The sequence below is a fragment of the Paraburkholderia sp. SECH2 genome, from assembly GCF_030464795.1.
Lineage (GTDB): Bacteria > Pseudomonadota > Gammaproteobacteria > Burkholderiales > Burkholderiaceae > Paraburkholderia > Paraburkholderia aspalathi.
Genome location: NZ_JALPRH010000024.1, coordinates 1 through 22,960, shown reverse-complemented (window position 1 = coordinate 22,960; position 22,960 = coordinate 1). Strand labels below are relative to the sequence as shown.

Sequence of the window (22,960 nt, the reverse complement as noted above, 5' to 3'; positions counted from 1 at the left end):
GCGACGCAGCCCCCGTAACAGATCACTTGATAAGGTATCCTGCCCGTAGAAAAATTGCCGACCGGCTGAGCTATTGTCGAATATTGTCCCTGTAGACTAAGTCGCAATTCCGCCTTCTAAATCTGATACTTTCTGCTTTCGACCTAGCCGGCTTCATGACAAAGGATCTGCACAGATGAGCTTCATCCACTTTATTGGCGGCGAGAAGGGCGGCGTCGGCAAATCGCTGGTCGCCCGCGTTTTGGCCCAGTACTTTATCGACGAGAATATTCAGTTCGTCGGCTTCGACACCGATAAATCACATGGCGCCTTGTTGCGCTTCTATGCCGATTTCGCCGCTCCAGCAGTACTCGATCAGCACGACAGCCTGGATCCCATTATCGAACAGGCACTCGAAGATCCGCAGCGGCGTGTTCTGGTCGATCTTGCCGCGCAAACGCAGCAGTCCCTCGGACAATGGCTGGACGACGCGGACGTCATCGGTCTTGCCGAAGAGCACGGTCTAACGCTGACCTGGTGGCACGTCATGGACGCAGGCCGCGATTCGGTCGATCTGCTGCGGCAGTGGCTCGACCAGTTTGGTGGACGGATCAAGCTGGTGATCGTATTGAACGAACTTCGCGGTGACCGCTTCGAGATTCTGGAGGCATCCGGTGAACTCGCGCGTGCCGAAGCGCTCGGCGCGAGCGTGATCACGCTGCGCCGTCTGCCCGACGCGACGATGCAGAAGATCGATCGGCAAAGCGCAAGCTTCTGGGCAGCCATCAATCATCCCGACCGAGCCGCCGCCGGCCTGGGTATGCTCGAGCGGCAACGCGTCAAGGTGTGGCTACATCGCGCTTATGGTGAATTGGCCAAGCTCGCCTTATAGCTGCGTCTCGGCCGGCTTCACGCCGCGGTCAGGATGTCCGGTAACTGATCCACCCGCGGCTCGACCAGCTCGGAGCTGATGAAAGCCCAAAGCTGTTCGGCCGCTTTGCCACGCTCCTTCACCGGGCGGTACAGGCGTATCTCCAGCTCAGTCGCCCAAGTGTCCGAGCCTGCGCGAACCAGATTTCCTTCGCTTAACTCTTTGGTGATACAGCTCTCCGGTAGCCAGCCGATTCCGTGGCCGGCTACCACCATGCCTTTTAACGCTTCCGACATGTGGGTCTCAAAGCAGCGGAACAGCGAGTACGGTTGCGTCGCGTTCATCAACAGCATTTCGACAACGTTGCCAAGGAATGCACCGGATGAATAGGCGAGCAGGGGCAGCGGCCTGCTGCTCTTGCCAGGGAGTTCGAAGAGAGGCTTGCCGTCGCTGCCTGCTGCCGAGACCGGCACGATGCGCTCGACACCCAATGTAAGGAATGGAAAGTGATTCGGATCGAGAGCGATCGGCAATTGCGGGTGGTGATAGCCGATTAGCAGATCGCAGTCGCCTGCCACGAGGTGTTGCACACCCTCGGGTACGTTGACGGCCTGAACGCGGGCCATGATGTGGCCGAACTCGCTGGTCAGGCGCTTGAGCCAGTCGGGAAAAAGCGTAAAGACAAGGGTATGGGCAACCGCGAAATGAACCACATGGTCATTTTCCGCGAACTGTTCATACCCGCCCACCAGGTTGCGCGCCGCATGCATGCTGCGCAGGATGTCCGCCGCAAGACTGCGAAACATCCGGCCCGCGGGCGTGAGGGTGATCGGGTTGACGCTGCGATCGACGAGCTTCGTGCCCATCCACGTTTCGAGCGCCACGATCCGTCTACTGAAAGCTGACTGGGTGAGATTCCGGCTGCGCGCCGACCGGGAGAAACTCTTCGTATCCGAAAGGCTAAGAAAGTCTTCCAACCACTTTGCTTCCATATTGATCACTTGTGTTGGGTCAATCGACAACCGCGCCTGTGCGACGCGGCAACGCTAGCCTACCGTTCCTCATTGCAAGAATACCGATGTTTTTTTTCGATAGGTGTTAGTCGAAATATGCATGAGCGTTGCCGCCATAAATTGGGCTACATACCTTTTGTCTGCCTGCCCTCGGTGACCTGATACAAACTGCCCTTGGTCCGGCGCGAAAAACGAACGATCGTTCTGAAATGTCAGTTGTTGATTTGTAGCCTAATCGATGCGCCATCGCGCATACATCCTTCCGTATATGTTCCCGGGATTGCGAAGTCAAGTGCCCGCGTTAAAAGGATCGAACTGATTATGTCCACATTGCACAACCAGAATTCCCCGGCATCCCCTGGCGACGTAGATAAGAAAAGCTGGCTGGAGTCGCACGAAGCGGGATATCACAAAACGTTGGGTAATCGTCAGGTTCAGATGATTGCCATTGGCGGCGCGATCGGCACGGGCCTCTTTCTCGGCGCGGGCGCGCGTCTGCAAATAGCGGGTCCTTCGCTTGCCGTCGTCTATCTGGTCTGTGGCGTCTTCTCGTTTCTGATCCTGCGCGCGCTGGGTGAGTTGGTGATGCATCGGCCGAGCAGCGGCAGCTTCGTGTCGTACGCCCGGGAGTTTCTCGGTGAAAAAGCCTCGTATGTCGCCGGCTGGATGTACTTCCTGAACTGGGCGATGACCGGCATCGTCGACATCACTGCCGTCGCGCTGTATATGCATTACTGGGCGGCGTTCTCGTCCGTGCCGCAATGGATCTTCGCACTGATTGCGCTTTGCATCGTCGCGGCGATGAACCTGATCGGCGTGAAATGGTTTGCCGAAATGGAGTTCTGGTTCGCGCTCATCAAGGTTGCCGCGATCTCGCTGTTCCTCGTGATCGGCTCGATCATTCTGGGTACCGGGACGCACGTCGGCGGGCACAGCACGGGCGTGCATCTGATCAGCGAGAACGGTGGGCTGTTTCCGCATGGTTTGCTGCCTGCGCTGGTGCTCGTGCAGGGCGTGGTGTTCGCATTCGCCGGTGTCGAGCTGGTCGGGACGGCGGCGGGCGAATGCAAGGACGCGCGCAAGGTGCTGCCGCGCGCCATCAACAGCGTGATCTGGCGTATCGCCGTGTTCTATGTGGGCGCTGTTGTATTGCTGGTTTGTCTGTTGCCTTGGAGTGCCTACAAGGCGGGGCAGAGCCCGTTCGTCACGTTTTTCGCCGCGCTCGGCGTGCCGGGTGTCGGCTCGGTCATGAATGTCGTCGTGCTCTCGGCGGCGCTGTCGAGCCTGAACTCGGGGCTGTATTCGACCGGGCGGGTGTTGCGTGCACTGTCGATGGGCGGGTCCGCGCCGCATTTTCTGTCCCGCATGAGCTCGCAGTCGGTGCCGTACGCCGGCATTCTGGTCACGGTCGCGATTTACATCGTGGGTGTCGTGCTGAACTATTTCGTGCCGTCGAGTGTATTTGAAATCGTGCTTAACGTGGCGTCGCTTGGTATTCTCAGCACCTGGGGGTTCATCGTGGTTTGCCAGATGAAGTTCCGTCAGGCGGTGGCGCGTGGTGAGGCTGAGCCGGTGACGTTCAGAATGCCCGGCGCGCCGGTGACGTCCTGGCTGACGCTGGCGTTTCTGGTGGGGGTGCTGGTATTGATGGCATTCGACTATCCGAACGGCACGTGGACCGTTGCTGCGATTCCGGTCGTGGCCCTGATCCTGGTTGCCGGCTGGTACGGGGTGCGCCGCCGCGCGCATGCGATGATGAAGCCGACGATCCCGTCGGTCACCCTGACTCAGAGCGTGCTCGAGGACAACGCGGGCTAATGCTGGCTGGTGCGGGCTGATGCGGCGCGCAGCTCCTCCCTATTGCATCGACAACAACAGTAACGACAGCAACAACCGCAATAACGACGGAGAACCGAAGTGAAGCCATTCGATGAGATGCTGACGTCCGCTGACGGGGTCCGCGCGCCTTATGAACTGCTCAAGCAATGGCTCGATACGCAGCATCCTGCGACGCTCGCGCAGAAGGCCGATGACGCGGAAAGCGTGTTCCGCAAGACGGGCATTACGTTTGCCGTGTACGGCGAAGAAGAGGCGGCCGAGCGTCTGATTCCGTTCGACATCATCCCGCGCATCATTTCCAGTCAGGAATGGACACGTCTTTCACAAGGCATCGAACAGCGCGTGATCGCCCTCAACGCCTTTCTCGACGATATCTATCATCGTCAGGAGATCGTGCGCGCCGGGCGTATCCCGAAGGAACTGATTGCCCAGAACGAGGCCTTTCTGCCGGAGATGATCGGCTTCCGGCCGCCGGGCAACGTCTACACGCACATCATCGGCGTGGACATCGTGCGCACGGCCGAAAACCAGTTCTACGTGCTGGAAGACAATGCGCGTACACCCTCCGGTGTCTCCTACATGCTGGAGAACCGCGAGACGATGATGCAGCTTTTCCCCGAGCTGTTTCAGCAGGTCAAGGTGCGGCCGGTCGAAGCCTATCCCCAGCTGCTGCGCGAGTCGCTTGCCGCTGTATGTCCGCCCGGCGGCAATCAGGACAATCCGACCATCGCGGTGCTGACGCCCGGCATCCACAACTCCGCGTACTACGAGCATGCATTCCTCGCCGACCAGATGGGGGTTCATCTGGTCGAGGGCAGCGATCTGCAGGTCGTGGACGGCCGCGTGGCGATGCGCACAACCGAAGGATTCCGCGCTATCGACGTGCTGTATCGCCGGCTCGATGACGCCTATCTCGATCCGCTGACTTTCCGGCCCGATTCCGTGCTTGGCGTCGCCGGCATCATGGACGTCTACCGCGCGGGCAACATCACGATCGCCAACGCACCGGGCACCGGCATCGCCGACGACAAGGCGATCTATTCCTATATGCCGGAAATCGTCGAGTTCTACACGGGCCGCAAATCGATCCTCGAGAACGTGCCGACCTGGCGCTGTTCCGAGCCGGGCAGCCTGAAATACGTGCTGGAACATCTCGAGGAACTGGTGGTGAAGGAAGTCCACGGGTCGGGCGGTTACGGCATGCTCGTCGGGCCCGCCGCGTCGAAGAAGGAACGGGAAGATTTCGCAGCCAAGCTCAAAACCCGTCCGAACAACTACATCGCGCAACCAACGCTCGCGTTGTCGACCACACCGATCCTGACCGAAAAGGGTCTCGCGCCGCGCCACGTGGATCTGCGGCCCTTTGTGCTGGTGTCGGACCGCATTCGCATCACGCCGGGCGGTCTGACGCGCGTCGCCTTGAAAGAAGGCTCGCTGGTGGTCAATTCGAGCCAGGGCGGCGGCACCAAGGACACCTGGGTATTGGCTGACTGAGGGCCGGTGGCGAGCCTCACAGAACGCCAGCCTGATACAGAGCTGGCACACGGAAAAGAACAGACACTGGAGTTGGACAGCACATGCTTCTCGGACGCACAGCAAGCGGACTCTACTGGATGCACCGCTATATCGAACGCGCGGAAAACATCGCACGGATAGTCGACGCCGGGCTGCGCATGGCGTTGACGAGAACGTCCGATGCGCAGGCAACCTGGTCGTCCGTCGTGGTGACATCCGGCACGGAAGAGGGTTTCCGGGAGAAACACGACGCCTATACCGCCGCCACCGTTTCCGACTATTTGCTGCGCGACGGCCACAATCCGTCGAGCGTCCTGTCGTGCATCGAAGCGGCGCGCTCGAATGCCCGTATGGTGCGCACGGCGCTCACCCGCGAGGCGTGGGAGAGCGTGAACGAAGCGTGGATGGTGGTCAGGCGTGTGCTGGCAACGCCGGTGGCGGCGAGCGAGCTGCCGGTCGTCCTCGATCAGATCAAGCGCCAGACCGCGCTGATTCGCGGCACTTTCCACGGCACGATGCTCAGAAACGAGATTTTCGATTTCGCCCGCATCGGCACGTTTATCGAACGCGCTGACAACACCGCGCGCATTCTCGACGTCAAATACCACCTGTTGCTGCCCGCGGTGTCCTATGTGGGCACGACGCTCGACAACTACCAGTGGGAATCGATCCTGCGCTCGGTCGACGCGCATCGATCCTACCGCTGGGTCTACGACGTCCAATACAAGCCGACCAATATCGCCGACTATCTGATCCTCAACGGCCGCATGCCGCGCTCGCTGAACTTCTGCTACCTGAACATCGTCGAGAACCTCGCGTATCTGGCGCACGACTATGGCTTCACCCATGCCTGTCATAAGACCGCCGACATTACGCTCGCCACGCTTCGGGACAACACGGTCAAGCAGATCTTTGCGCAGGGCCTGCACGAGTTTCTCGAGGGCTTCATCGGGCAGAACAACCGGCTTGGTTTTGAAATCGCCGAAACCTACAACTTCGATTGAGACCGGCCATGCGCATCGCTATTCGTCACACATCGCACTATCAGTACGAGCAGCCGGTCCCTTACGCGTTGCAACGCCTGAGGTTGCGTCCGCAGTCGTGCCCCGGGCAGACGGTGATCGATTGGCAGGTCACGGTCGACGGTGTCGAGCCGAACGTCTCTTACGTGGATGGTCTGGGTAACCGTGTCGATTTCGTGCGGCACGAGCGCAACAAGCGCGAGATCGTCATCGTGGCGCAGGGAACGATCGACACGGAAGACCGGGCCGGCATCTTCGGCGTGGTCGATGGTATTGCCCCGCCTTGGGTCTTCGAGCGGGAGACGCCGCTGACGCGGGCCGGCGAACGAATCAAGGCGCTTGCCGCTGACCTGCGCACCGAAGACGCACCGCTGCAGTCGCTGCATGCGTTGATGAATACGATCCACGACCGGATCGCTTATCAGCCCGGCATGACCGACGTGAGCACGGATGCAGAGACGGCCTTGCTCAACCGCCACGGTGTTTGTCAGGACCACGCGCACGTTTTTATCGCCGTGGCGCGAGCGCTCCACATCCCGGCCCGCTACGTCTCGGGCTATCTGCTGATGGACGGTGTCGCGATGCAGGCGGCGAGCCACGCATGGGCGGAGGCGTATCTCGACGGACTCGGTTGGGTCGGCTTCGATGCGGCCAACAATACGTGTCCGGACGAGCGCTATGTGCGCATCGCCACCGGCCTCGACTATCGCGACGCGATGCCCGTATCCGGTATTCGCACCGGGCAGGGTGCTGAGACGCTGACTGTCGAACTCAGCGTTTTGCCGGTCCAGGGTCAAAGCCAGAGTCAAAGTCAAACCTGACGGACCGATGTAACGCCTCATCAGCGGTTGCGCTGATGAGGGATGCGTAGATGTTCTTAACCACGCTTGCAGGGAGGCAGTATGTCAAATGTCGGTAGCGCAGTAAGCGACATCAATGGCTCGTCGGAAAACGTCGCACACGCTTCCAGCGTGGACGCGGAGCCGGTGTCCGGCAAGGTGCGCGCGCGTCTTAAGCGCGCGAAACAGAAGGCGGCCGATGCGCAGGTCATCGTCATCGAGACGGGGCGCAAGTCTGCCCGGGCTGCCAACGACTATGCGCATGACCGTCCGTGGACGACGGCCGGTGTGGCCCTGGGTGTCGGCGTGCTGATTGGTTTGTTGATCGGTCGAAAATAGTCCGGCGGGGCACCGGCACATCCATGCGTCCGGTCGCCCTGATGATTGACAGGGCGACCGGATTTTCTTAAGCCCGCGTCGTCGCGAGTGCAGCGTTCAGCGTCTTGCTCGGACGCATGACATCAGCCAGCATTTCGGCGTCAGGCCGGTAATAGCCACCGATGTCCGCCGGTTTGCCTTGCACGGCTGACAATTCGTCCACGATGGTCTGCTCGTTGTCGGTCAGTTTTTTCGCCAGCGGGGCAAACTGTGCGGCAAGCGCGGCGTTATCGGTTTGCGCTGCCAATTCCTGAGCCCAGTACAGGGCGAGATAAAACTGGCTGCCACGGTTGTCCAACTGGCCAGTCTTGGGCGACGGGTTTTTGTTGTTGTCGAGCAGCTTGCCCGTGGCGGCATCCAGCGTTTTCGCCAGAATTCTCGCCTTGTCGTTATCGGTCTTGATGCCCAACTCTTCCAATGACACGGCGAGTGCCAGGAATTCACCCAGCGAATCCCAGCGCAGATGGTTTTCTTCCACGAGCTGCTTGACATGCTTCGGCGCCGAGCCGCCGGCACCGGTTTCGTACATACCACCGCCTGCCATCAGGGGAACGATGGATAGCATTTTGGCGCTCGTGCCGAGCTCCATGATAGGGAACAGGTCGGTGAGGTAGTCGCGCAGGATGTTGCCCGTGACCGAGATGGTATCGAGGCCGCGGATGACGCGCTCCAGCGTGTAACGCATGGCGCGCACCTGCGACATGATCTGAATGTCCAGGCCCGTGGTGTCGTGGTCCTTGAGGTAGGCATCGACCTTCTTGATCACCTCGGCTTCGTGCGGACGGTACGGGTCCAGCCAGAAGATGGCCGGCATGCCGGAGTTGCGGGCGCGCGTGACGGCCAGCTTGACCCAGTCGCGGATCGGCGCGTCCTTGACCTGGCACATGCGCCAGATGTCGCCTTCTTCAACGTTCTGCGTAAGCAGCACTTCGCCGGTGGCGAGGTCGACGATGCGCGCTTCGCCCGCTTCCGGAACTTCAAAGGTCTTGTCGTGCGAGCCGTATTCCTCGGCTTGCTGAGCCATCAACCCGACATTGGGGACCGTGCCCATCGTGACGGGGTCGAAGTTGCCGTTGGTTTTGCAGAAGTTGATGATCTCCTGGTAGATGCGGGCGAACGTGCTCTCCGGGATCACGGCCTTGGTGTCCTTGGGACGGCCGTCGGCGCCCCACATCTTGCCGCCGATGCGGATCATGGCCGGCATCGAGGCGTCCACGATCACGTCGTTAGGCGCATGCAGGTTGGAGATACCCTTGGCCGAGTCCACCATCGCCAGTTCGGGACGATGCTCGTGGCAGGCGTGCATATCGCGGATGATTTCTTCGCGCTTCGAGCTGGGCAGGCTTTCCAGCTTGTCGTACAAATTGACGAGGCCGTTGTTGACGTTCACACCCAGTTCGTCGAACAGCTTGCCGTGCTTCTCGAAGGCTTCCTTGTAGAAAATCTTCACCGCGTGGCCGAAGACGATGGGGTGCGAAACCTTCATCATCGTGGCCTTGACGTGCAGCGACAGCATGACGCCAGTCTTGCGGGCGTCTTCCATCTGCTCTTCGTAGAAGTCGCACAGCGCCTTCTTGCTCATGAACATGCTGTCGATGATCTCGCCGTCCAGCAGCGACACTTTAGGCTTGAGCACAATGGCTTTACCGCTTTGTGTCAGCAATTCCATCTTCACGTCGCGGGCGTGGTCTACCGTCAAGGACTTTTCGCCATGGTAGAAGTCGCCGTGCTTCATGTGAGCCACGTGGGTGCGCGAAGCCATGCTCCACTCGCCCATGCTGTGCGGATTCTTGCGGGCATAGTTTTTTACGGCGGCGGGTGCGCGGCGGTCCGAATTGCCCTCGCGCAGTACCGGATTGACAGCGCTGCCCAGGCACCTGGAATAGCGTTGGCGAATGGCTTTCTCAACGTCGGTTTTCGGCTCCTCAGGGAAATCCGGCACCGCGTAGCCCTTGGCCTGCAGCTCCTTGATCGCGCCGACCAGCTGATGGACTGAGGCGCTGATGTTGGGCAGCTTGATGATATTGGTGTCGGGCAGGAGGGTGAGGCGGCCGAGTTCGGACAGGCTGTCGGGCACCCGTTGCGCCTCGGTCAGAAACTCGGGGAATTCGCCCAGGATGCGGCCCGCCAGGGAGATGTCGCTGGTGGTGACGTCGATACCGGCCGCCGCGGTGAATGTACGGACGACGGGCAGGAAGGCGCTGGTGGCTAGCAGCGGGGCCTCATCGGTCAGGGTGTAGATGATTGTCGGTTGCTGGGTGCTCATCGCTTGCCTCAAGATCGGGAAACCTGTTTTGGATGTCACCGGCCGCGTCACAAACCGGCATTCGTGTTCGAATTCTGCCTGATTTCGGTTTCGCCATCATGTAATTTCCGACAAACGCGGCTGACCTATGCATGGACTGGCGCGCGTCATGAAAAATTAGCATGACGGTCGCGCTGGATTTTTGTTTCCTCCATATAGGTGCAAGGGTGTCTTCAACCCCAATCCCGCGCGAGGAACATGTCTATGGCTGCTGAAATCTCGTTTAGAACCGAGCATGATCTGCTTGGCGATCGTGACGTTCCCGCTCACGTTTACTATGGGGTTCACACGCTACGCGCGCTGGAAAATTTCCCGATTACCGGTTCGCCGATCTCGGTATACCCGGAGTTGATCAAGGCGCTGGCTTGCATCAAACAGGCCGCCGCGCAGGCGAATCATGAACTGGGCTTGCTCGACGCGACGCGTTGTGACGCCATCGTCGGTGCCTGCGCGGAACTACTGGAAGGCAAGCTGCATGATCAGTTTGTGGTCGACGTCATTCAGGGCGGCGCGGGGACATCGACCAATATGAATGCGAACGAGGTGATCGCCAACCGAGCGCTCGAACTGTTAGGGAAGAAGAAAGGCGAATACCAGTATCTGCACCCGAATGAGCAGGTCAATATTGGCCAGAGCACCAACGATGTTTACCCCTCGGCCCTGAAAGTCGCGACATGGTTCGGCATTCTGGGCCTCATCGAGGCGATGGGCGTTTTGCGGCGCGCTTTCGAAGCAAAGTCGGTGGAGTTCAAGGACGTGCTGAAGATGGGACGTACGCAATTGCAGGACGCGGTGCCGATGACGCTCGGCCAGGAGTTCAGCACCTACGCCGTGATGCTCGGAGAGGACGAGGAGCGGCTTCGGGAGGCGGCGCTGCTGATCTGTGAAATCAACATGGGCGCGACGGCGATCGGAACGGGCATTACCGCGCATCCCGATTACGCACCGCTGATCCTGAAGCATCTCAAGGAAATCACGGGTATTCCGCTTGTCACGGCACCCAACCTCATAGAAGCGACGCAGGACTGTGGCGCTTTCGTTCAGTTGTCCGGCGTGCTCAAGCGCGTGGCAGTCAAGCTTTCAAAGACCTGCAACGACTTGCGCCTGCTCTCCAGCGGTCCCCGTGCGGGTCTTGGAGAAATTAACCTTCCGCCCATGCAGGCTGGCTCGAGCATCATGCCGGGGAAGGTCAACCCGGTCATTCCCGAAGTCGTCAACCAGATAGCGTTCGAGGTCATCGGCAACGACGTCACCGTGAGTTTCGCGGCCGAGGCCGGTCAGCTTCAGTTGAACGCATTCGAGCCGATCATCGCGCACAGCCTGTTCAAAAGTGTGACCCACCTGCGCAACGGCTGCCTGACGCTCGCCGAACGCTGCGTCAAAGGCATTACCGCCAACGAGGCGCACTTGCGCGCGTCGGTCGAGAACTCGATCGGCATCGTGACCGCGCTCAATCCGTACATCGGTTACGCCAACGCGACATCCGTCGCGATGGAGGCGCATGCCACGGGCGGACGCGTCTACGACATCGTGCTCGAGAGGGGGCTGTTGTCCGAGCAACAACTCGACGAGATCCTCAAGCCAGAGGTCCTCACGCTGCCCATGCCGCTTTATATGCCGCCGAAGCAGTAAAAGCGATCTGGACGTATGAAGCGCCCGGTGCCGAGCCGGGAGACGACGCGTTGCCCAGGTACCAATTGATTGATGCTCAACCCACGATCTAGCGCAGTTGCCGGAGACAGGAATTCATGAAGACGAACAAGCTTACTACGTGGATCATGGTCGCCATGGTTCTGGGGGTTGTTGTGGGTTATATCTGCAACATCAACGCACCCAATGCGAAAGCCGCCAAGGAGATCGCCGGCTATTTCTCGATCGCCACGGATGTGTTCCTGCGTCTGATAAAAATGGTCATCGCGCCGCTCGTGTTCGCGACCCTGGTGGGGGGTATCGCCAGCATGGGGGACTCGTCCGCCGTCGGGCGCATGGGCGTCAAGGCAATGGGGTGGTTCATCTCCGCCTCGGTGGTATCGCTGTTGCTCGGCATGTTGTTCGTGAACGTCCTGCAGCCGGGCTACGCGCTAAACCTGCCGCTGCCGGACATCGCTGCCACGACCAATCTGCAGACCTCCACGCTGAACGTGAAGGACTTCGTCACGCACGTTTTCCCGAGGAGCGTGTTCGAGGCGATGTCCCAGAACGAGGTGCTGCAGATTCTGGTCTTCTCGCTGTTCTTCGGTTTCGCCATCGCGTCGTTCAAGGGCCGCGCCGGCCAGCATCTGCTTGCGCCGATCGAGGACCTGGGCAAGACGATGCTGCGCGTGACCGACTTCGTGATGCGCTTTGCCCCACTCGGCGTATTCGGCGCAGTGGCCGCCGCGATCACCGTTCAGGGCATCGGCGTGCTGGCGACCTACGGCAGGTTCATCGGCGAGTTCTACGTGGCCTTGCTGGTGCTGTGGGCGGCATTGATCGGGGCGGGTTATCTGTTCCTTGGCGCGCGTGTATTTACGCTGCTCAAGCTGGTCAAGCAGCCAACCATCCTGGCTTTCTCGACCGCCAGCAGCGAGGCCGCCTATCCCGCGGTCATGGAGCAACTGAAGAAGTTCGGTGTGCCCGACAAGATCACCGGTTTCGTGCTGCCGCTCGGCTACTCGTTCAATCTCGACGGCTCGATGATGTACTCGGCCTTCGCGTCGCTGTTCATCGCCCAGGCCTATAACATCCAGCTCAGCCTGACGCAGCAGATCACCATGCTGCTGGTGCTGATGATCACGAGCAAGGGCATCGCCGGTGTGCCGCGGGCGTCGATCGTCGTGGTGGCTGCCGTTCTGCCGATGTTCAAGCTGCCCGAGGCCGGCGTTCTGCTGATTCTCGGCATCGACCAGTTTCTCGACATGGGCCGCACGGCGACCAACGTGATCGGCAACAGCATCGCCACCGCGGTGGTGGCCAAGTCGGAAGGCTTGCTGGGCGTCACCCGCGATACCGACGAGGACGACATGCTCGAGCCGCCTGAGCAGAACGCTCTGGCGAACTAGGGCGGAGTGGGGTTCGCTGGAGGGCTTGGACGCGCTGGGCCGTTGCCGGTACTCTATGGACGTTGCTCCTGCTCGAGACCGGCCTCCCATGCGCGCCAACGATGCTTTGCCTAAGCAAGCCGGCATGCCCGTGTTCCAGACGACGGGCGACGCCTGCTCATTCGGTAACGACGCGCTCGCGTTGCGCTGGACCGTCAGTGACGAACGGCTCGCCGATTTCTCGCTGATCGATTTCGCGGGGGAGCGCACGCTGCCCATCGTCGCGCCGTTCGCGCTATTGCTCGGTGACGGAAGTACGGTTGGCGTGGCCGAGTTGAAGATCCTTGCGCCACTGAACGAAACCGCGCTTGCACCCAACCCCCACGCGTCCTGTCTGGCCGAACGAATCGCAGGCCGACGCGTGAGCGCCACCCTCCTCGACGCCCAAGGCCGTCTGAAGGTGGAGTGGAATGTGGAGCAACGCGAAGGCTCACGATACCTGCGCGAACAGCTGGCGATTACGGCGCTTCTTCGGGACGAAAATATCGCCGTCGTTTCATTGCTGGAGACATGTGTTGCCGACGCACAGGCCAGCAGCGAATTGAAGGGCACGCCTGTCGTCGCGGGTAATTTCTATCTGGGCTTCGAGCTGCCGCTGGCGGAAAGTCATGTGGACGGCGACAGCGTCAGCTTTACTCTGCAACGCGCATTGCCGCTGGAAAGGAACAGGACGCTGGTCTACTCCGCCGTGGCCGGCGTCGTGCGCGACGGCCAGTTACGGCGCGATTTCGCCACCTATCTGGAACGGGAACGGGCTCACCCGTACCGCCCGTTTCTGCACTACAACAGTTGGGGCGACATCGGCTACCTCACGCCGTACACGCAGGAGCAAGCGCAGGAGCGCATCGAAGCAATCGGCCGCGAGCTGCATGAAGCGCGCGGCGTTCAGATCGATTCGTTTCTGTTCGACGATGGCTGGGACGACCTTAGCGGCAGCTGGCATTTCAGCAAGGATTTTCCGCATGGCTTCGTTCCGCTGCGCGACGCTGCAGCACGATACGGCGCCGCGCCCGGCGTATGGCTGTCCCCGTGGGGTGGCTACTGTGCGCCGCAACAGGAACGCGTGGCGCGCGGCCGTGCTGCTGGCTATGAGGTCATCGATAACGGACTCGCGCTATCGGGGCCAAATTACTATCAACGCTTTCACGACGTCGTGATGGCCTTGCTTGATGAGGACGGCGTCAACCAGTTCAAGTTCGACGGTACAGGCAACGCCGACAGGGTGTTGCCAGGCAGCCTCTTCGATAGCGACTGGGACGCGGCGATCCGGCTTATCGAAGACATCCGCGCGGCAAAACCCGAGACCTTCATCAATCTCACTACAGGGACGCATCCGTCGCCGTTCTGGCTGCGTTACGCAGACTCCATCTGGCGTGGTGGCAGAGATGACGATCTGGCGGGAACCGGCACCAACCGTGAGCGCTGGATCACCTACCGCGATGCGCAGACGTATCACAACGTCGTGGTGCGCAGTCCGCTCTTTCCGCTCAATTCGCTGATGCTGCACGGCATTCTCTACGCCCAGTGCAATCCGCGCCTCAATACGGCGGCAGGCGATGATTTTGCCAACGAAGTGCGTTCCTACTTCGGGAGCGGCACGCAATTGCAGGAGCTATACATTACGCCGGCGCTGCTCACCGAGTCTGACTGGAATGTGCTCGCGGACGCTGCCAGATGGGCGCGCGAAAACGCCGATGTACTGCGCGACAGCCACTGGATCGGCGGGGCACCGGACCAGCAAGCGGTTTACGGCTGGGCAGCGTGGGCGCAGCACAAGGCGATCGTGACGCTGCGCAATCCGCACAGCGGCACGCAACGCTTCACGCTGGACCTGCGGCGACAACTGGAGTTGCCGGCTGCGGCGGCGGGGCGCTTCAATGCGCGTAGCGTTTGGCGTGAAGGGGCTTCCGATATTCCAGCATTGCTAGATGCCGATGTGCTGCAGGAAGTCCAGCTCGCGCCGTTCGAAGTGCTCACGCTGGAATTGTTGCCGATCGCTGAAGCGGAGTAGTGATGTGGATGTGGTCGCATTTTTTTGCCGCTTGCCCGGCATCGACACCACGGTGCTCCCGCTAAGTCAACGCATCTGCCAGTTTCACCGGCTTCGCCTGGGTCTGGTGCAGGTCGAAGATAAGCACTTCGTTGTCACCTCGCACGAGCCACGGCGCGGGGCAATACAGGCGCCGCTGCGGACCGATGTTCCAGTAGCGTCCGAGATTGTGCCCGTTGACCCAGACGACGCCCTTGGTCCAGTTGCTCATATCGAGCCAGGTGTCGCCGACTTCATCCAGCCCCAAGCTTGCCTTGAAAAACAGCCCGGGCTTCAGTGGGTTCGCGCAGTTTCCCCTCAGGTTGGCGATAAACGTTTCATCCATTGGCAGCAGGAAGACTTCCCAGCCCTTGAGCACGGAGAGCGACCCATCGGCGATTTTCATCCTGACCGGACCGACCAGTCCTTTGCGGTCGACGAGCTCGGGGCCGAAGTTGACCCGCCCCATGCCCTCCACGAGGATCTCCAACGATACCGGGCCACCTGAGTTCGACTCGCGCTCCGGCAACGTCGAAGGTAACGCGAGCGACGCGCGATGCATCATGTGGAGCGGCTGCGCGTACTCCGATGGTATTTGCGCTCTCGAGACGCCGCCTACGTAGAGTTCGCCTACGAAAACCGTCGCATAGTCATGAACACTGCTGATATCCAGCGCACCGCCTGCGTACTCTTGCAATTGTTTGCGGTACAACACGAAGCCAAACGCCTGACCGTAACTTTCAAAGGACTGTGGATCGATGCTCTGTTCGCGCGGCAGTGCCGTGGGCAGGTTGTCCCAGATCGACGCATAGAGGGTTGGCATCAACGCACCGACGCCTGTGGATTCGAGCGCGGCGATGGCGTCGGGTATATCGGGCAACGGCGCAGGCAGGTAGCTGCCGATGATGTCGCGGTACTTCATATACTTCGGCATCGCCGCGCCCTGCTCGTTGATCGGCGCCGAATAGTCGTAGCTGGTGATGTCGGGCTGATAGTTGCCTGATTCGTCCACGTTCGCGCCGGCATAGAAACCAAAGCTCGTCCCGCCGTGAATGACATACAGATTGAACGACTGTTTCGACTGCATGAACGCGGTCAGGGTGTTCGAGAGGTCATAGTTCAATCCCGCGAAACCCGGTTCACCCCAATGAGTGAGCCACCCTGGGTACACCTCACCGGCCATCGCGGGCACCGCGGGGAATTCCCGGCGGACGGTTGCGATTTGTGCCGCATCGCCATTGCTCAACGCAATCGCCCCACCGCTTACCGTAGTGTGATTGCGTTCGAGTTGCTGGAGGCCGTCTTCAGTGTAGAACGGACCGGTTACGCCTCCTTTGAGCCAAAGCTGCCTGAGCTCTTCGAGGTATGCTGGATTGCTCGCATACGAACCGAATTCATTTTCGATCTGGATCATCAGGATCGGACCGCCGTGATCGATCAGCAACGGCTTAATACGCGGAACCAGTTCTTCGATGTAGCGAGCCACCGCCGCCATGTAGCGAGCATCGGTGGCCGAGTCGGTCCTTAACTGGACGTCCGGATCGCTCAACAGGTAAGAAGGGAGGCCTCCCAGATCCCATTCGGCGCAGACGTAAGGCCCTGGGCGCAGCAGCACCCACATTCCATCGGACTGGCACAGCCGTATGAAGGCCTCGATATCGTGGTTGGCGCTGTGGAAATCGAATACGCCCGGACGCGTCTCGTGGTAATTCCACATGATGTACAAGGCGATGCAGTTCATCCCCATCGCCTTGGCCATCCTGATTCGATGCTGCCAATATTCGCGCGGGATGCGGGCCGGGTGCATCTCGCCGCTGCGAATCTGGAACGGCTCGCCGTCGAGCAGGAAGTGTTCGCCGTCAGGGCTGAAAGAGAAGGTGTGGCCGCATTCGAGGTTCACGGTGCACTCACACTTTGGCGCTTGAGGCGCGGTTGAACTAAGCGAAAGGTGAAAACCAGTCAACGGTCACCCTTTATTCGCATGGTTGTATACGTGGTATGCGCGTTGAACGCCTTGCTGGTGGACTTCTCGCGCCCTAACCTGAATCTGACATTCAGCGGCCCTTCGAACACTTTTCTGGGCCGGCCATCTCATGCAATCCATACATCGACGTACTCCCGATTTCGGAAGACGAAGATCTTATTGGAGAAGACATGCACGACAACCTCCTCCCAGTCATCATCACACGGAAATGGCAACTTGCCGAGAGTTACCATGCCGTTGAACTTCAAACCAGGTCTCGATCGGAGCTTCCATCGTTTGACGATGGCGCTTGCATCACCCTTGTTCGCGACGACGTCATCTGCAAGGAGAGAATATATCCGCTGTGCTGTTTTATGTCCCGGCCGAGCGCATATGTAATCGCTGTGCGACAGGATGATGACGATACGGAGGCAGAAGGAGCTGACATCTCGTTGAGTCAAGGAGACGAGGCGTTCATCGTGACGCCACGGAGTCCTTCAGTTATTTTAGGCGGCAGCACACGGTCTATTCTTTTTGCTGGAGGCGTTGGCGCCGCATCGATCGCGGGAATCGCGAATCGGCTTGCATCGGCAGGTCAAAAATTCGAGCTGCACAACTTCGCTCGATCACCTGAACGCGCAGTCTTCCGGAAAGAACTTGATGCGCTTAAAAGCGAGGGCAGGGTCCATCACCATTTTGGCTTGAATGCTGACCGATTGGAGCAGACCACTTCGCACGCGATGAGCCCGGCACATGCGAACACGCAGATCTACTGCAGTGGCCCCCCAGCATTTATGGACCTCATCGAGCGCCAGGCGCGCGACTGGGTGTATCCGGCTAATATCCACAAAATTGTTTTGGGTGACAGAAAAGAGTCATAGCGCGTCTTTTCCCGATGTGGTTCCGGTTCAAGTTCAGTTGAGCGGAACGGTAAGCCTGTCGATTACGGCATGGGTCTGGGGTCGTACGCCGCGCCACCAGGCGAATGCTTCCGCGGCTTGCTCCACGAGCATGCCGACACCGTCCGCGACGCTCGCCACGCCCGCATTGCGTGCGAGTCTCAGGAAAGGCGTCAGTCGTTTGCCGTAGGCGAGTTCATAAGCCACACTGGTGGGGCTGAAAACGCTCGGCGGGACCGGCGGCAACTCGCCGGTGAGGCTGGCCGATGTCGCATTGACCACCAGGTCGAACTGCCCCATCCCCTCCAGATCACCGTACCCGCAGGTGGCCAGCGGACCGCTGCTCGCGACTTGTTCGACCAGGGCCTTTACCTTGGCGATGTCCCTGTTTGCGATGACCAGTTCAGCAGGGCGCGCGGCAATGAACGGTAGCAAAGCGCCACGCGCCGCGCCCCCCGCGCCAAGGACCAGCACGCGCTTGCCGGCCATCGGCAGACTCAGGTTGACTTCGATGTCGCGCAGCAGGCCGACACCGTCGAAGTTCTCGGCAACGATCCGGCCATCCTTGAAGCTCAACGCGTTGGCCGCACCGGCGAGCGTGGCGCGCTCGCTGCGCTCATCGGCGATCGCGAACGCCTTCAGCTTGAACGGCGCGGTCACGTTCATGCCTTTGCCACCGGCCGCTACGAACGCATGGACGGTCCCGGCGAAGGCGTCCTGCGGCTCGACTGGACCCTCGATGGCCGTATAGGACATGTCCTGCCGTGTCTCTTGCGCAAAGAGGCCATGGATCAACGGAGATTTCGTATGGCCGATTGGATTGCCGATCACGGCGTATTGGTCAGTCATCACGGCCTCAGCTTTGAATACAGCACACCATCGGTTTGCATTGCGTCGATTTCGGCGACGCTGAAGCCGAGCGACTGCGCGACTTCCGCGTTGTGTTGACCGAGATCGGGCGCGACCTTGCGAATCGTCGTGTCGCAATCGGAGAATCGGAACGGCAGGTTCGGCAGACGCAACTTCCCGTAGCGCGGGTGCTCCTGCTCGACGACCATGCCTCGCGCGACGATCTGCGGATCGGTGAGTACTTCGCCGATGCGTTGCACCTTCGCACAAGGCACGTCAATGCCATCGAGCAGGTCCAGCACCTGTGCGACCGGCTGGTTGGCCACCCAGGGTTTCACGATGGACAGAATCTCCAGCCGGTTCGTATTGCGTCCCGCGAGGGTGTGAAAACGCGTGTCGGTGCCGAAGCCAGCGGGGCCGCCATGCGCTTCGATCAGCGCTGCGAAGCGCTTCCATGCATCGTCTACTTGCGCGGCGATCACAAGGTCGCCATCAGCGGCACGGAACACGCCGTAGAGCGTCGACGTCGGCATGTCGTGGCCGGTTTGCTCGGGGACGATGCCTTGCATCGTGTAGCACTGCACCGCGTACTCGTGCATCGACACCAGCGTGTCGTACAACGCCATATCGATGTGCTGGCCCCGGCCGCTCTTCACGCGACCGAGCAGCGCTGCGTTGATCGCCGCCACCGCGTGAATGCCGGTGTACATGTCGCCGAGCGAGATGCGCATCAGCGGCGGTGGCTCGCCGGGATTGCCGATCATCTGCATGATCCCGCTCTTCGCTTCGGCAATCAGGCCGAAGCCGGCGCGATGCGCGTCCGGTCCCGTATGACCATATGCCGAGATCGAGCAGTAGACCAGTTTCGGGTTGCGCGCGGACAGTTCGTCATAGCCCAGCCCGAGCTTGTTCAGTGCGCCGGGCCGGTAGTTCTCGACAAACACATCCGCCGAGTCGCACAGGCGCTGCATGAATTCCTTGCCGCGCGAGTCCTTCATGTCGACGCTAACGCCGCGTTTGCCCATGTTGAGCTGCAGGAAGTAGCCGCTCTGTTCATCATCGAGCACGGTGGCGTGCTGACGTCCAGCATCGCCGCTGGCCGGACGTTCGACCTTGATGACTTCGGCGCCGAGCGCCGCGAGGCAGCGCCCGACGTACGGGCCGGCGAGGAAGTGGCTGTAGTCGACGACGCGAATACCTTCGAGAGGACGGGCTTGCATCAGAACGCTCCCGGCCGGCGCGGCACCATCAGACGATGTTCGCCGTGCTGGACAACCTGGCCATCCTGATTGATCAGATCGGAAGGCAGCACGACGATGCCCCAGTCTGGACGACTTTTGCTCGCACGCATCGCACCCACGCGGAATTTCACGTACAGCACGTCGTTGACCTTGATCGGCAGATTGAAATCCCACGTCCAGCCGAGCGACATACCCGGCAGGAAACGGTAGGTGCTTTGGGTCTTGAGGCCATCGGCGATAGACAAGCCAAACAGACCGTGTGCGACGATCGATCCGAAGTGACTCGCGTTCGCGTATGCCTCGTCTACGTGGACCGGTGTGTGATCGCCAGTGAGATCGGCGTAGGCCAGAATGCGTTCCTTGGTCACCGTGTAAGTCGGGCTCACGCATTCGTCGCCTTCGCGGGCATCGTCCCAGTATTTATCGACGATCGTCATGTCACGCCTCCGCGCGCGGGTTGATATTCAGTGCACGCGCCACGCACGAGGCGGGCTTGGCCTGAATCAGTTCGACGGCGAGTCCGTCCGGCAGGCGCAACCAGTTGCGTCCCTGCGGCATTTCGCTGACGTCGTATCGATGCGCGGCTGCGAGCGCCGCCTCCATGTCTTCGCACATCACGCCGAGATGGCCGAGCCTGCCTTCAGGCGCGTCATGGTTCGGGTTATGGATGAATTGCAGACCGCCGAGCGTCCAGTACTGCCGGGGTTCCTCGACCGTGCCGTCGACCTCGCGCATCGTCATGCCGAGCACGTCCTCGAAAAAACGGATATGCCAGTGAATATCTTTCACCCAGATGGCGACGTGCTCCAGATAGGCCTTGCTGCCGTTCATGCGGTTGTCTCCCTATGTTGTCGGTCGGTCATGGCGCGCTCGACGCCCTTGATGCAGGCCACCAGCGTCGTGTTGACCGGGGTCGGCACGCCATGCCGTTGTCCCCAGCGCACGACCGCGCCATTGATAAAGTCGATTTCGGTGATGGAGCCCTTTTCGAGGCTTTGCAACATCGAGGTCTTGAAGGCCGGGGAGAGTCCTTCTCCGGCAAGCGTCCACGGCCGTTCGGGATCAGTGGTGGAGAGCTTCACACCGGCGGCGCGAGCGACCGCCATCGCTTCGGCTACCGCTGCGAGCGCGGTCGTCTTCAGAAGCGCTTCGTCGTAGAGTTGGCCGTACGTCAGGCCGGTGATACCGGTCAGCGCGCCAGTCGCGACATTGACCAGCAGCTTGTCCCACATCGTGCCGACGATGTTGTCGCTGACCGTGGTAGCCAGTCCGGCGGCGTTGAAGATTTCTGCGATTGCCGTTGCACGCGACGTAATCCGGCCATCGAGTTCGCCGATGTAGGTGGCTTTGCCGGCGACGCCTGACTCGATGTGGCCCGGGTTGCGCATCACGCCGCCAACGTACGTCTTGCCAGCCAGCACGCGTTCGCGCCCCACGATGCCGGCGAGCACGTCTTCGTGCCCCAGGCCGTTTTGCAACGACAGGACCAGCGTTTCGGGCCCGATCAGCGTCAGTGCGCCGCGCATCGCGGCATCGGTATGAAATGATTTGACCAGCACGACGACCAGATCGACGACGCCGGCCTCGGCCGCCTGCGTCGCCGCGCGGACCTTCACGCGACGGGAACCCTCCGCATCGTCCACCTGCAGACCATCACGCCTCATCGCCTCCACATGCACTGCCGAACGGTTCAGCAACCAGACCTCATTGCCGCCTTCGGTCAGCGCCGCGCCAATGGCGCAGCCCAGCGCCCCCGCACCCAGAATCGCAATCTTCACTGCCGTCTCCTTAATCTGGAGACCAAGATACGAGCCGATGTTCATATCGGCAATGCAATGAATACAATGGCGTCATTGCGGAGGGCAATAATCTTATGAACTCGACCGAACTTCCTGATCTGAAACTGCTGCAGCTTTTCGACCTCCTGTACGACGCCCGCAGCGTCACGCGTGTGGCCGAGCAGCTCGGACAAAGTCAGCCGACGATTAGCATCTGGCTCGGGCGCTTGCGGGAGCATCTACAGGACCCGTTGTTCATACGTACATCGGGCGGTATGGCGCCGACGCCGCAAGCCGATGCGCTGATCGGTCCGTGCCGGGAGATTCTCGAATCGCTGCGGCGCTTCGCTGCCTGGGAGATCGCGTTCGATCCAGCCACCGCGAAGCGGCGGTTCCGTATCTGTATGACCGACGCCAGCCACATAACGCTGCTTCCGCGGATGCTGGCGCACGTGCGCGCGCAGGCGCCGGGCCTACGCCTCGAAGCGACGAGGATTGACGGCAATACGGAACGGGCGCTGGAATCCGGTGAGGCCGACCTTGCGATCGGCCATGTGCCTTGGCTTGGCGGCGGGATTTACCAGCAGCAGCTTTATCTGCAGGACTGGGTCTGTCTGGCGAATCGCCGTCACCCGAGGTTAGGCGCCAAACTTGGCCTGAAGCACTATCGCGCGGAGGGACATGTCGCCATCACTGCGGGGACGGGAGCGCAACTGCTCGACCAGGCGCTGGTGCGTGAGCATATCGATCGCGACGTGGTGCTGGAGTTACCGGGTTTTCTCGGGCTCGGGGCGATCATCAAGAGTACCGACCTGATCGCCACGCTGCCGCGGCACATCGGTGAGACGCTGGCAAAGGTCAATGATCTGGCGGTCCATCCGTGCCCGGTTCCTGTGGAAGGTTTTGCCGTTCGGCAGCACTGGCACGCCAGATATCACCACGAAGCGGGCAACCGTTGGCTGCGTGGCCTGATGGTGCAATTGTTCGGAACCTCGGGCTGATCGGGCCGACCACTCTAGCTCAAAAAAAATTGCGTCAGAAAAAAACTAACTAGATCGTACAAATGCGTATAAACCCCGAAAGACATCAGATCGTGTTTGAACGACACTTCGTGCGGGTTTAGAGATCCAGGCGTCACTCATTGCTCATCCCTCTTCGTATTTGCACCGGCATGCTGAGCCGGGTAGTTCTGCACGCCTTGGCTTACCGGGGCGATTGCTGGTGTAAGGGATTGAGAGTTTGCGTAAGAAACCAAGAAAAGATTTTTAAAGAGGAGCAGAAATGAAAAAGGTAATAGCAACCTCAGCCCTTGGGTTGGTCGCCCTCGGCGCACACGCTCAGAGCAGCGTGACGCTGTACG

Annotated in this window: 20 protein-coding genes; 11 read left to right on the top strand and 9 right to left on the bottom strand. The window is 60.4% G+C overall.

Going from position 1 to position 22,960, the window contains the following annotated elements; all coding sequences use genetic code 11:
• Positions 1 to 175 precede the first annotated feature (175 nt).
• Positions 176 to 871 carry a mobilization protein gene (locus M0D66_RS29650; protein WP_200653162.1) on the top strand — a complete coding sequence of 232 codons (696 nt, stop codon included), beginning with the start codon at positions 176 to 178 and terminating at the stop codon, positions 869 to 871.
• A 17-nt stretch (positions 872 to 888) separates the two neighbouring features.
• Here the strand turns inward: M0D66_RS29650 and M0D66_RS29645 are convergent, their stop codons facing one another.
• The gene (locus M0D66_RS29645; protein ID WP_093635338.1) at positions 889 to 1,842 is read right to left on the bottom strand and encodes a LysR substrate-binding domain-containing protein; all 954 of its coding nucleotides are present in this window, start codon (positions 1,840 to 1,842) and stop codon (positions 889 to 891) included.
• 342 nt (positions 1,843 to 2,184) lie between these two features.
• On the opposite strand from M0D66_RS29645, the gene ansP reads away from it, so the two are divergent.
• From ansP to M0D66_RS37990, 5 genes are all read left to right on the top strand, one after another.
• Entirely contained in the window at positions 2,185 to 3,681 is a 1,497-nt protein-coding gene (gene ansP, locus M0D66_RS29640) for an L-asparagine permease (protein WP_200621249.1), read from the top strand.
• 99 nt (positions 3,682 to 3,780) lie between these two features.
• Entirely contained in the window at positions 3,781 to 5,196 is a 1,416-nt protein-coding gene (locus tag M0D66_RS29635; protein WP_211708707.1) for a circularly permuted type 2 ATP-grasp protein, read from the top strand.
• Positions 5,197 to 5,279: 83 nt separating this feature from the next.
• Complete coding sequence (locus tag M0D66_RS29630; RefSeq protein WP_093635341.1) at positions 5,280 to 6,221, top strand: alpha-E domain-containing protein; 942 nt, start codon at positions 5,280 to 5,282, stop codon at positions 6,219 to 6,221.
• Between the two features lie 8 nt (positions 6,222 to 6,229).
• Positions 6,230 to 7,060 (top strand): transglutaminase family protein, encoded by an 831-nt coding sequence (locus M0D66_RS29625; protein ID WP_266212397.1) that lies wholly within the window; start codon positions 6,230 to 6,232, stop codon positions 7,058 to 7,060.
• 81 nt (positions 7,061 to 7,141) lie between these two features.
• On the top strand, positions 7,142 to 7,417 hold the full coding sequence (locus M0D66_RS37990; RefSeq protein WP_093635343.1) for a YqjD family protein: 276 nt from the start codon (positions 7,142 to 7,144) through the stop codon (positions 7,415 to 7,417).
• Between the two features lie 67 nt (positions 7,418 to 7,484).
• On the opposite strand, the gene M0D66_RS29615 is transcribed toward M0D66_RS37990, so the two are convergent.
• Positions 7,485 to 9,722, bottom strand: a complete 2,238-nt coding sequence (locus M0D66_RS29615; protein ID WP_266212396.1) for an NADP-dependent isocitrate dehydrogenase — start codon at positions 9,720 to 9,722, stop codon at positions 7,485 to 7,487.
• A gap of 243 nt (positions 9,723 to 9,965) precedes the next feature.
• Between M0D66_RS29615 and aspA the strand changes: the two genes are divergently transcribed.
• From aspA to M0D66_RS29600, 3 genes are all read left to right on the top strand, one after another.
• Positions 9,966 to 11,393 carry an aspartate ammonia-lyase gene (aspA, locus tag M0D66_RS29610; protein WP_266212395.1) on the top strand — a complete coding sequence of 476 codons (1,428 nt, stop codon included), beginning with the start codon at positions 9,966 to 9,968 and terminating at the stop codon, positions 11,391 to 11,393.
• 116 nt (positions 11,394 to 11,509) lie between these two features.
• A complete protein-coding gene (locus tag M0D66_RS29605; RefSeq protein WP_266212394.1) occupies positions 11,510 to 12,802 on the top strand; it encodes a dicarboxylate/amino acid:cation symporter in 1,293 nt (430 codons plus the stop codon).
• Between the two features lie 88 nt (positions 12,803 to 12,890).
• On the top strand, positions 12,891 to 14,852 hold the full coding sequence (locus M0D66_RS29600) for an enterotoxin (RefSeq protein WP_266212393.1): 1,962 nt from the start codon (positions 12,891 to 12,893) through the stop codon (positions 14,850 to 14,852).
• Between the two features lie 61 nt (positions 14,853 to 14,913).
• Here the strand turns inward: M0D66_RS29600 and M0D66_RS29595 are convergent, their stop codons facing one another.
• On the bottom strand, positions 14,914 to 16,770 hold the full coding sequence (locus M0D66_RS29595) for a beta-galactosidase (RefSeq protein ID WP_266212392.1): 1,857 nt from the start codon (positions 16,768 to 16,770) through the stop codon (positions 14,914 to 14,916).
• A gap of 254 nt (positions 16,771 to 17,024) precedes the next feature.
• Between M0D66_RS29595 and M0D66_RS29590 the strand changes: the two genes are divergently transcribed.
• A complete protein-coding gene (locus tag M0D66_RS29590) occupies positions 17,025 to 17,714 on the top strand; it encodes an oxidoreductase (RefSeq protein WP_266212391.1) in 690 nt (229 codons plus the stop codon).
• A gap of 33 nt (positions 17,715 to 17,747) precedes the next feature.
• Here the strand turns inward: M0D66_RS29590 and aroE are convergent, their stop codons facing one another.
• Genes aroE through M0D66_RS29565 form a run of 5 tightly spaced genes read right to left on the bottom strand, consistent with a single transcriptional unit; the run spans position 17,748 to position 21,600 of the window.
• Positions 17,748 to 18,581 (bottom strand): shikimate dehydrogenase, encoded by an 834-nt coding sequence (aroE, locus tag M0D66_RS29585; protein ID WP_200621241.1) that lies wholly within the window; start codon positions 18,579 to 18,581, stop codon positions 17,748 to 17,750.
• Positions 18,581 to 19,801, bottom strand: coding sequence for a CaiB/BaiF CoA-transferase family protein (locus M0D66_RS29580; protein WP_266212390.1), 1,221 nt, complete (start codon positions 19,799 to 19,801; stop codon positions 18,581 to 18,583). The genes aroE and M0D66_RS29580 overlap by 1 nt, the downstream gene beginning before the upstream one ends.
• On the bottom strand, positions 19,801 to 20,259 hold the full coding sequence (locus tag M0D66_RS29575) for a MaoC family dehydratase (RefSeq protein ID WP_211708715.1): 459 nt from the start codon (positions 20,257 to 20,259) through the stop codon (positions 19,801 to 19,803). The genes M0D66_RS29580 and M0D66_RS29575 overlap by 1 nt, the downstream gene beginning before the upstream one ends.
• A gap of 1 nt (position 20,260) precedes the next feature.
• Complete coding sequence (locus tag M0D66_RS29570) at positions 20,261 to 20,653, bottom strand: VOC family protein (RefSeq protein WP_211708716.1); 393 nt, start codon at positions 20,651 to 20,653, stop codon at positions 20,261 to 20,263.
• Positions 20,650 to 21,600, bottom strand: a complete 951-nt coding sequence (locus M0D66_RS29565; protein ID WP_200621238.1) for a ketopantoate reductase family protein — start codon at positions 21,598 to 21,600, stop codon at positions 20,650 to 20,652. Before M0D66_RS29565 ends, M0D66_RS29570 begins: the two co-directional genes overlap by 4 nt.
• A 95-nt stretch (positions 21,601 to 21,695) precedes the next feature.
• On the opposite strand from M0D66_RS29565, the gene M0D66_RS29560 reads away from it, so the two are divergent.
• Entirely contained in the window at positions 21,696 to 22,601 is a 906-nt protein-coding gene (locus M0D66_RS29560) for a LysR family transcriptional regulator (protein ID WP_200654380.1), read from the top strand.
• 137 nt (positions 22,602 to 22,738) lie between these two features.
• On the opposite strand, the gene M0D66_RS29555 is transcribed toward M0D66_RS29560, so the two are convergent.
• The coding region (locus tag M0D66_RS29555; protein WP_266212389.1) for a hypothetical protein at positions 22,739 to 22,960 on the bottom strand (222 nt) is incomplete at its 5' end.